This is a genomic window from Spirillospora sp. NPDC046719, from assembly GCF_040645715.1.
GTDB lineage: Bacteria > Actinomycetota > Actinomycetes > Streptosporangiales > Streptosporangiaceae > Spirillospora.
The window spans coordinates 1-7,239 of sequence record NZ_JBEYYT010000460.1 but is presented as its reverse complement, the minus strand read 5'-3'; the positions used below and the strand labels follow the sequence as shown (position 1 = coordinate 7,239).

General features: G+C 72.3%; 7 protein-coding genes. 3 read left to right on the top strand and 4 right to left on the bottom strand.

Going from position 1 to position 7,239, the window contains the following annotated elements; all coding sequences use genetic code 11:
* Positions 1 to 20 precede the first annotated feature (20 nt).
* Positions 21 to 521: an HAD domain-containing protein gene (locus tag ABZ914_RS42965; RefSeq protein ID WP_190868223.1), complete on the bottom strand. Its 501-nt coding sequence runs from the start codon at positions 519 to 521 to the stop codon at positions 21 to 23.
* Positions 522 to 656: 135 nt separating this feature from the next.
* Between ABZ914_RS42965 and ABZ914_RS42960 the strand changes: the two genes are divergently transcribed.
* The 3 genes from ABZ914_RS42960 (at position 657) to ABZ914_RS42950 (ending at position 3,906) form a co-directional block, all read left to right on the top strand.
* Positions 657 to 2,105, top strand: a complete 1,449-nt coding sequence (locus ABZ914_RS42960) for an amino acid permease (RefSeq protein WP_500200536.1) — start codon at positions 657 to 659, stop codon at positions 2,103 to 2,105.
* A gap of 63 nt (positions 2,106 to 2,168) precedes the next feature.
* Positions 2,169 to 3,023 carry a class II glutamine amidotransferase gene (locus tag ABZ914_RS42955; RefSeq protein WP_500200535.1) on the top strand — a complete coding sequence of 285 codons (855 nt, stop codon included), beginning with the start codon at positions 2,169 to 2,171 and terminating at the stop codon, positions 3,021 to 3,023.
* 67 nt (positions 3,024 to 3,090) lie between these two features.
* A complete protein-coding gene (locus ABZ914_RS42950) occupies positions 3,091 to 3,906 on the top strand; it encodes a PIG-L family deacetylase (protein WP_500200534.1) in 816 nt (271 codons plus the stop codon).
* Between the two features lie 64 nt (positions 3,907 to 3,970).
* Here ABZ914_RS42950 and ABZ914_RS42945 read toward each other — a convergent pair whose 3' ends face one another.
* The 3 genes from ABZ914_RS42945 to ABZ914_RS42935 form a co-directional block, all read right to left on the bottom strand.
* Positions 3,971 to 5,125, bottom strand: a complete 1,155-nt coding sequence (locus ABZ914_RS42945; protein ID WP_500200533.1) for an ARPP-2 domain-containing protein — start codon at positions 5,123 to 5,125, stop codon at positions 3,971 to 3,973.
* Positions 5,122 to 6,564 (bottom strand): hypothetical protein, encoded by a 1,443-nt coding sequence (locus ABZ914_RS42940; protein WP_500200532.1) that lies wholly within the window; start codon positions 6,562 to 6,564, stop codon positions 5,122 to 5,124. The genes ABZ914_RS42945 and ABZ914_RS42940 overlap by 4 nt, the downstream gene beginning before the upstream one ends.
* A 167-nt stretch (positions 6,565 to 6,731) precedes the next feature.
* Positions 6,732 to 7,094, bottom strand: coding sequence for a VOC family protein (locus tag ABZ914_RS42935; protein ID WP_500200531.1), 363 nt, complete (start codon positions 7,092 to 7,094; stop codon positions 6,732 to 6,734).
* Positions 7,095 to 7,239 lie beyond the last annotated feature (145 nt).

Sequence of the window (7,239 nt, the reverse complement as noted above, 5' to 3'; positions counted from 1 at the left end):
GCACCGCCCGGCCGGCGCGATCAGCGGGCGAGGGCGCGCAGCCACGCCGCGCCCCGCTCCAGATCGTCGTCGGTGAGGCCCACCAGGGGGTCGACGGAGACGAGGAGATGGTCGGCGACGCCCTCCTCGGCGGCGATGCACTCCGTCGCGTCGGGCTCGTCCTCGAACCACACGAACGGCCTCCGCTCGACCCATGCCGCGACGTGCCGGGCCTTCCACGCGCCGAGGGTGCGGCCCTCCTCGATGCCCGGGAACCGCGGGATCGGCACGAACGGCAGCCGGGGCAGCCCGACCCGCGGCGAGATCCACTCGTTGGCGTTGTCGCACCAGTAGCTCGCCCAGGCCAGCTCGGCGCCCGCCGACTCGGCCAGCTCGAGCAGCGCCGGACCGTGCGCGGCGTTCAGCCACAGGCGGAACGTGACGCCGTTGGGCGAGCAGCGATGGCGGCGATAGCCCCGGTGCGGCCTTTCGAACGGATTGAGCACTCCGTCAACGTCCAGCAGCACCAGCGGCGACCCCATACCCGAGAACCTACGGCATGCGGCACGGATGTTACATCAAGGTCATTTTGGGCAGCGTTTTGACAGTTTTGGCTCCATGACCGAAACTGCACCGGGCCATCGAGGCGACACCCCGTGGAAAGGCGGTAACGAGGCGTGAGCGACCAGGATTTGAGGACGGCACCGGCCGAGCCGTCGCACGTCGACGCGGGCGACGCCGGCTACCGCAAGTCCCTCAAGACACGCCACGTCAACATGATCGCGATCGGCGGCGCCATCGGCACCGGGCTGTTCCTCGGCGCCGGCGGGCGGCTGGCCAGCGCCGGCCCGTCCCTCGCCATCGCCTACGCGGTCTGCGGTTTCTTCTCGTTCATGGTCGTGCGGGCGCTCGGCGAACTGGTCCTGCACCGCCCCTCGTCGGGGTCGTTCGTCTCCTACTCGCGCGAGTTCATGGGCGAGAAGGGCGCGTTCGTCGCGGGCTGGATGCACTTCCTGAACTGGTCGACGACCGGCATCGTCGACATCACGGCGATCGCGCTCTACATCCACTACTGGAAGGCGTTCACGAGCATCCCGCAATGGGTGCTCGCGCTGATCGCGCTGGCGGTCGTCGTCACGATCAACCTGATCTCCGTGCGGATCTTCGGCGAGCTGGAATTCTGGTTCTCCATCGTCAAGGTCGGCGCGCTCGTCGCGTTCATGTGCATCGGCATCGTGCTGGTCGTGACCGGCCACAAGGTCGGGGCGCAGGACGCCGGGCCGCTGACGATCTTCGACCACGGCGGCATCTTCCCCAAGGGCGTGCTGCCGATGCTCGTGGTCGTGCAGGGCGTCGTGTTCGCCTACGCCTCCACCGAGCTGGTCGGCGTCGCGGCCGGGGAGACCGAGAACCCCGAGAAGGTCATGCCGAAGGCGATCAACTCGATCGTCTGGCGGATCCTGGTGTTCTACGTGGGGTCGGTGCTGCTGCTCACGATGCTGCTGCCGTGGAGCGCCTACAAGGACGGCGAGAGCCCCTTCGTCACCGTGCTGTCCAAGCTCGGCGTGCCCGCCGCGGGCGGCGTGATGAACCTCATCGTGCTCACCGCGGCGCTGTCCAGCCTGAACTCCGGGCTGTACTCCACCGGCCGGATCCTGCGCTCGCTCGGCGCCTCCGGGTCGGCGCCCCGGTTCACCACGGCGATGAGCCGGTCGCAGGTGCCCTACGGCGGCATCCTGATGACCACGGCGATCTGCGTGCTGGGCGTCGGGCTGAACGCCTGGGTCCCCAAGGACGCCTTCGAGATCGTGCTGAACTTCGCGGCGATCGGCATCCTCGGCTCGTGGGCGATGATCATGATCTCGCACCTGCTGTTCGTGCGGCGGGCCCGCACGGGCGCGCTGTCCCGCCCCTCGTACCGGCTGCCGGGCTCGCCGGTCACCGAGATCGTCACGCTGGCCTTCCTCGCCGCGGTCGTCGTGCTGATGTGGTTCGACTACGACGGCGAGGGCCACAAGACCGTGCTGGCCGTCCCGGTGATCCTCGCCGCGCTCGTGGTCGGCTGGTTGGGCGCGGGGGGCGGGGTGTCGTCCCGCGGGGCGCCCGGGCCGGCGGACCCGTTCTAATATTGCCCTATCCCTCCCCCGCGGGCCCGGGTTCGGCCCCGGCGCGGCGGGCATCGTGGGGGCATGTGCCGACTGTTCGGGATGACGACCGGCGGGCCCCGCGTGCAGGCCAGGTTCTGGCTGCTGGACGCCCCCGACAGCCTGTCCTCGCAGAGCCGCCGGATGCCCGACGGGACGGGCCTCGGCTGGTTCTCGCTCGGCGAGGAGCCGGTCCGCGACCGGGCGCCCATCGCGGCCTACGAGGACGCCGACTTCTGCGCCGAGGCCCGCGACGTCGTCTCCCACACGTTCATGTCGCACGTCCGGTACGCCTCGACGGGCAAGCCGGACGTGCACAACTCCCATCCGTTCGTGATGGACGACCGGCTGTTCGCGCACAACGGGATGGTCCGGGGCCTCGACGTGATCCGGTCCTGGCTCACCGACGTGGACCTCGCGCTGGTCAGCGGGCAGACCGACTCGGAGCTGGTCTTCGCCTACGTCACGGCGGAGATCCGGCGGCACGGCGACACCATCGCCGGCCTGATCGCCGCGGTCCGGCGGATCGCCGCCGAGGTGCCGGTCTTCGCGCTCAACGTGCTGCTCGCCGAGTCGAGGCGGCTGTGGGCGCTGCGCTATCCCGACACCCACGAGCTGTGGGTGCTCAAGCACGACCTCGCCGAGAAGGGCGAGACCCGCCACATGGCGTCCGAGCGCGAGCCCGGACGCGTGCACGTGTCCGCGCACCGCGAGCCGGCCGTCGCCCACGTGCTGGCCAGCGAGCGGATGGACGACACGGACGGCTGGCGGCTCCTCGCACCCGGCGAGCTGCTGGTCGTGGACGGCACGGACACCACCTCGCTGTTCCCGTTCGACCCGCCGGCCCACCGGATCTCCATGGACGATCTCTCGGTGACCGAGGCCACGTCGCAGACGTGATCTGCTTCACCCGCCGCCGCGTAGGGTTGACCGGGTCGGACGAGCGCCCCCGAGGAGTCCCGGAGCAATGGAGCACGAACTCACCCTGATGGCGGTCCACGCCCACCCGGACGACGAGGTCCTCAGCACCGGCGGGCTGCTCGCGCGCTGCGCCGCCGAGGGGATCCGCACGGTGCTGGTCACCTGCACCAACGGCGAGCAGGGCGACGACTCCGGCGGCGTGAAGCCGGGCGAGCCGGGCCACGACGCGGAGGAGGTCGCGCGGCGGCGGCTGGCCGAGGTCCGCGAGTCCGCCGGGATCCTGGCGGTCGAGCACCTGGAGCTGCTCGGCTACCGCGACTCCGGCATGGAGGGCTGGTCCACCAACGAGGACCCGCGGGCGTTCGCGAACGTCCCGCTGGAGGAGTCCGCGGGGCGGCTGGCCGAGCTGATGGAGCGGTACCGTCCGCAGGTCGTCGTCACCTACGACGAGAACGGCGGGTACGGGCACCCCGACCACATCCAGGCGCACCGCATCGCCGTCGCCGCCACCGAGAAGACCGGCATCCCCGACAAGCTGTACTACACGGCGATCCCCCGGTCCGGCATCGCGCAGATGTTCGAGGTCGCGAAGGCCGCCGGGGTGGATGTCGGCTTCGAACCGCCGGACGACTTCGGCGTCCCGGACGAGATGATCACCAGCGTGGTGGACGTCGCACCCTACGCCGCCCGCAAGGTCAAGGCGCTGGAGGCGCACGCGAGCCAGGGCGAGAACATCTTCTTCCTGCGCCTGCCCGAGGAGGTCCAGCACATGGTCTTCGCGAACGAGACGTTCGTCCGGCACTTCAACCGCGTGGACGCCGCCCCCGACCACGAGGACGACCTGTTCGCCGGCCTGCGCTGACGGCACGGCCCCGCCCGACCCGCACGGGCGCGGCACAGGCGGACGAGGGCTGAGGAGACCGGGCTCAGGCGGGCGCGCCGCGCCTCGCCTGGGCCCGGTAGTGGTCGAGGACGTCCTGCCGCAGCAGGTGGCCGAAGCCCGCCCGCTCCAGCCGCAGCGCCAGGGCCGCCTCGCCGATGCCGAGGGCGGCGGCCGTCGCGTCCAGCCGCCACTCGTGCGCGGCCAGGCGCGTCAGCAGGTGGCCGCGGCGCACCTGCGAGTCCGAGAGCCGGTACGTCTTCAGGTAGGCGACGCGGCCGTCCTCCCCGGTGATCGTCTCGCCGATGTGGTTCTCCTTGCGCAGCCCGAATGACGGCAGGAACCGCGACAGCTCGAACCCGTGCAGGCGCTGCACGCGCTGGCTGGTGCCGTCCTCGTCGAACAGGTCGCCGGCCATGACCTCGTCATGGAAGGCGGCCCATTCGTCCCGGCGCCGGGCCGCGGCGGCCCGCAGGTCGTGCAGCGAGGCGATCCCGGCGCCGTCGATCCCCGCCGACAGGTCGCCCGCCGGGACCCCGAGCAGCCCGTAGTTGTAGATCAGCTCGCCGAACAGGTCCTCGACCAGCGTCGCGTGCAGGGCGCGGTAGTCGTCGGGATGCGGCGTGACGAACGCGCTGGCCAGCGCGTCGGCCACGTAGACGAGCACGCCGCACTGCCCGGGATGGATCTCGAAGATCCGGAGCGCGTCCCCCAGCCCGCGGACCCGGAGCCCGAGGTAGCTCTCCTCGCAGCGCGGCGACAGGCCGCGCGCCACCGCCCGCCTCGACCACTCCTCCCAGAGGATCTCCGGGCCGCCGAAATGCAGGGCGAGGTAGCCCTCGACGGCCAGGTGCAGCGGCAGGAACCGGAGGCGGTCCTTCCCGGCCTTGCGCGCCATGCGCCGGGTGAGGCGGACGGGCATGCGCGGCGGAGCGGCCGCGGTGTCCCGCTCCAGCAGGCGCGTCCCGTAGGAGGCCGCCGGGGCCTGGTCGCCGTCGTCCCAGGTCGCCACGAACGCGTGCGGGACGAACGAGACGTAGACGGACCCGTCGCCGACGTCCACGACGGACACCGGCTCCTCGTAGGCCTTGCGGTGCAGCCGCAGGTGCGGGACGGGCTCGTCCCGGACGAGCGGGACGAGCCGCACGGACCCCCAGACCTGCGCGGGCCGCGTCTCGAGCCCTTCCAGCGCGAACGTCATGCGCGCTCCCCCAGGAACCGGGCGGTCCGGTCGTCCAGGTGGGCGCGCAGCCCCGCGAGGCCGACCTGCCGCTCCGCGAAGCGGGCCAGCTCGACCAGGGTCGGCAGGTCCTCCGCGTCGCGGATGCCCGCGGTCGGCACGGCCGGGGACAGCCGCCGCACGTCGAAGTCGTCCGCGTCGTACACCGGGTTGAGGTGGGCGATCAGGACCCGCTGCCCGGGCGCCAGCCGGTGCCCGGGGTCGAGGCGCGTCCGCCAGATGCGCAGGACGTCGGCGGCGAGGCCGGGCGGCGCGTTGTCGAAGCCGTCGGACACGATGATGAGCCGGTCGGGCCGGGTCTCCAGCGCGTCGATGATCCGCTCCCCCAGCGGCGTCGGGCCGAACGGGTAGGCGAGCAGCTCGTCGGTGCGGCCCGACGTCCACAGCGGCGTGTACTCCTTGGCGAGCGCCTCCAGCAGGTAGTGGGCGGCGAGCGCGACCGCGAGCGGCCGGCGGCGCTTCTGCCCGGAGCCGGCCGAGGAGTGGCTGTCGTCCAGCACCGCCGCGACGCGGCCCCACGAGCCGCGCGCCGGCCCGGCGACGCGGCGGGCGGCGGTCCGCAGCGCCCCGGTCAGTTCCGCGCGGCGCGCCGCGCGGTCGTCGAGCGGGAGCGCGAGCACGTAGGACGCCAGGCGGGTCAGCGGCATCGCGGTCAGGTCCGCGGCCACGGCCGAAGCGCCGGCCTCGCGCGCGTTCTCCTGCAGGCGCAGCCGCTCCAGCCTGGTCATGCGGGGCGCGATGCGCTCCAGGAACACCTCGCGCGGCACGCGGTGCTTGGCCGCGAACCCCTCCGCGACGGTGTAGGGCAGCTCGTACAGCGCGGCCTTCTCGTAGTGCGCGCGCCGCCACTGCTCAAGGATGGGCGTGGCGTAGGACTTCGCCCGGAGCGGATCGAACAGGAAGACGCGGAGCTCGCCGCCGGGCTGGGCGTGGACGTGGCGGACGGCGGTCTTGACGCCGTTGCGGTACTTGACGGCGTCGAAAGCGGGGTCGGCGCGGGCCTCCAGCCAGCCGCGGATGATCGCGCGCGTGCGCCGGTTGTTGACCTTCAGCCGGCGCAGCTCGCGGAACAGCCGGTACACGCGCTGCCGCGGCATCAGCTCCAGCCGCCGCGCGATCAGCCGCCCTTCGGCGCGGCGCCGCTCCACGCCGACGTCGGACGCCCGCACCAGCAGGTTGCGGATGATGATCGCGGCGTTGTGGTCGTTGACGTCGAGCGCGAGCGCCGCGGCGTAGACCTCCCGGTAGTTCTCCAGCGTGTAGGCGTGCAGGAACTCCAGGGAGAGGCGCTGGTCGCCGGGGGCGTGGTGGAACTCCCGCTGGCCGGTGGAGGTGATCGCGGCGTTGACGAACATCAGCGCGTCCTCGCAGGCGATCAGGTCCGCGAACGTCTCGCTCATCGTGATCCAACACAGGCCGGGGGCTTGGGGGCGCCGGCCGGGGAAGGGGAGCGCGAACAGCGAATCATCGCTTTACAGGGCGGGTTCCGGAAGTCGCACCGAAGTCCCGCGGCCGGCCCCCGCACCGTAGCACCGGGGAGCGAGGGCGGGCGCGTCCATTTCCGGCGTCAGGGGCGGTAGGTGCCGAAGTACCACTCGTTGCCGTCCAGGTCGCGGGCGGCGTAGTCGCGCGAGCCGTAGTCGGTGTCGGCGAGCTCGCGGATGATCTCGGCGCCGGCGGCCTTCGCGCGGGCGTGGTGGGCGTCCGGGTCGTCGATCGCCACGTACACGGCCGCCTTGACCCGCACGCCGGTGCCGAACATGAAGAGCCCGGTGTCGTACCCCATCTCGGCGTGGACGATCGCGCCGGAGTCGTCCCTGTGCACGTCGTGCGGGACGAAGCCGAACGCCTTCTCCAGCCACTCCATCGACTTGTCGGGGTCGGTGGTGGCGATCAGCGGGTAGAAGGTCCGCCGGGTCTCGCTGGTCATGTCGTCCTCCTCGGTCGTCCGGTGACATGCCCAGTCTCCGCCGCGCCTCCCCGGCGGGTCTTGGACGAATGGGAGGTCGGAGGCGGTACGCCCGCCGCGGCGCGGGTCGGGTCGGCGGGCGCCGGCGGAGGTCGCGGCCGCCGGC